Annotated in this window: 1 protein-coding gene, 3 tRNA genes and 1 rRNA gene; all 5 read left to right on the forward strand. The window is 37.9% G+C overall.

Annotation, left to right across the window (positions count from 1 at the left end; all coding sequences use genetic code 11):
• Positions 1-205, forward strand: a 16S ribosomal RNA gene (locus H8718_RS19970); the annotation flags it as partial.
• Between the two features lie 48 nt (positions 206-253).
• Positions 254-335: transfer RNA gene (locus tag H8718_RS19975), tRNA-Tyr, on the forward strand.
• 8 nt (positions 336-343) lie between these two features.
• Positions 344-429, forward strand: a tRNA-Leu gene (locus H8718_RS19980).
• 8 nt (positions 430-437) lie between these two features.
• Positions 438-510, forward strand: a tRNA-Phe gene (locus H8718_RS19985).
• A gap of 115 nt (positions 511-625) precedes the next feature.
• The gene (locus tag H8718_RS19990; RefSeq protein WP_249334820.1) at positions 626-1,966 is read left to right on the forward strand and encodes a L,D-transpeptidase family protein; all 1,341 of its coding nucleotides are present in this window, start codon (positions 626-628) and stop codon (positions 1,964-1,966) included.
• Positions 1,967-2,121: the final 155 nt, after the last annotated feature.

The raw sequence follows: 2,121 nt of genomic DNA on the forward strand, positions 1-2,121 counted from the left end.
ATCGCTAGTAATCGCGAATCAGAATGTCGCGGTGAATACGTTCCCGGGTCTTGTACACACCGCCCGTCACACCATGGGAGTTGGGGGGGCCCAACGCCAGTGACCTAACCCGCAAGGGAAGGAGCTGTCTAAGGCAAAACCAATGACTGGGGTGAAGTCGTAACAAGGTAGCCGTATCGGAAGGTGCGGCTGGATCACCTCCTTTCTAAGGAATATGGCTTGGTAATTGTGATTAGGTTATTTAATTGTATATGGAGGGGTTCCCGAGTGGCCAAAGGGGGCAGACTGTAAATCTGTTGGCACCGCCTTCGAAGGTTCGAATCCTTCTCCCTCCATTTAATATGCCGGAGTGGCGGAACTGGCAGACGCACAGGACTTAAAATCCTGCGGGACTTACCTCCCGTACCGGTTCGATTCCGGTCTCCGGCATATTAAATGCCCAGATAGCTCAGTCGGTAGAGCAGAGGACTGAAAATCCTCGTGTCGCTGGTTCGATTCCGGCTCTGGGCACTTGTTAAGCACCTAATAAAGGTGCTTTTTTTGTGTGCTTTTTTATACTAAATTAGGTATGATTGTCCCATTTCTTACATATATATTGCTATAGAAATCAATGTGAGGTGAGAGGATGAAACCTAATAAAATAGTTTTTGCGGTGGCACTTACTGTAGTGCTTTTAACCCTTTCTATTTTTATTGTAAAAGATTTAAATTTTCATTGGAGTGAGGTAGGTGAGGACAAGGCCTCTGTTACCATTAATTTTTTACTACCAATGGATAAAGGTTCTTTTAATAAGCATATAAAAATACAAAATCAACTAGGCTATGCAGAAAATTTTGCTTGCCAGGTTAATTGGGTCAATGATCACGTATGTGAAATTATTGTAGAAGAGAAGGGACAGATTAAAGGGCAAAAAGTCCAACTTATTATTGATAAAGCACCAACTATATATGAAAAGATTTATAAAGAAGCGACTATCCCTATTCAGTTTAAAACCCCTATACATATTGTAGAACCTATTGATGAAATTTTAATCTCAACTACTCAATCTTTTATTGTAAAATTTAATACACCTATGAAAAAGGAAGTTGTCCATAAATATTTAGCATCTGATGCAGACTTTATCATAGAGCCTTTAAAAATAATACAAAATGGAAAAGAAATTATAGATTATACGTCCTTTACCTTTACGCCTAAACAACCACTTGAAAATGATCATAAATACATATTAACCTTTAAAAAAGGCATGCCTTCACAATCTGGAGTAATGTTAGGTGAAAATCAAAATGTAGTCTTGAAAACAGATATTAAACCAATAATAGATGAGGTAGTGCCTAAGAGTGGTAGCAAATGGGTAGGTTTATATCCTAGAATTATTGTAAGAAGTAAAACACCTATGGAAGCTGCCTATATAGAGCTTGATGGTGAGCTTCTTAAAGGTGAACTCAAAAACGATTATTATGCTGAATTTTACCCTAATTATGTACTAGGAGCAGGAAGAAGTTATGAAGCTTATGTGCAAATTCAAGCTGCTTCAGGAGAGTTAAGTGATAAAATACCTCTTAACTTTACAACACTTCCTTTAAAGGAAGACCGTTATTGGGCTGAGATCGTATTAGGTAAAAATCAAGAAATGATTGTTTATCAAGGTACGCAAGAGATAAAACGTATACAATGTTCAGGTGGTGCTCCTAAGAGTCCTACAGCTAAGGGGACATTTTATATTAAAGATAAAGGAGATAAATATTTTTCTGAAACAGAAAAAGAAGGTGCCAACTACTGGCTTACACTTTCAGAAGGGCTTCGGATACATGGGATGAGTCGAAATGAGCATTGGGAGATTAAGATGAATGTACTTAATAGGCTAGGAGAAGGACAAACAAAAGGTAATGTTGTTATGAGAGAGGAAGATGCATTTTGGCTTTATAATAATTTACCACTTGATACGATGGTCGTGATTCATCCGTAATAGACATTTAAAAAGAAGCTTATAGCCAAGCTTCTTGAGAATGCACCCCGTTTAGTAGACACATAATAAAAAAGATGTGTTCAACTAAATGGAGGTGCATTTCTTATGCCTAAAAAAGGTCAGAAATTCCAAAGATATGATAGAGACTTAGTGCT

Source organism: Zhenhengia yiwuensis (assembly GCF_014384995.1).
In the GTDB taxonomy this organism is placed as follows: Bacteria; Bacillota; Clostridia; order Lachnospirales; family Cellulosilyticaceae; genus Zhenhengia; species Zhenhengia yiwuensis.

What these genes read in the sequence shown, in the direction of transcription:
- H8718_RS19990 (WP_249334820.1), top strand. Translation starts at nt 626, where the DNA reads ATGAAACCTAATAAAATAGTTTTTGCGGTGGCACTTACTGTAGTGCTT.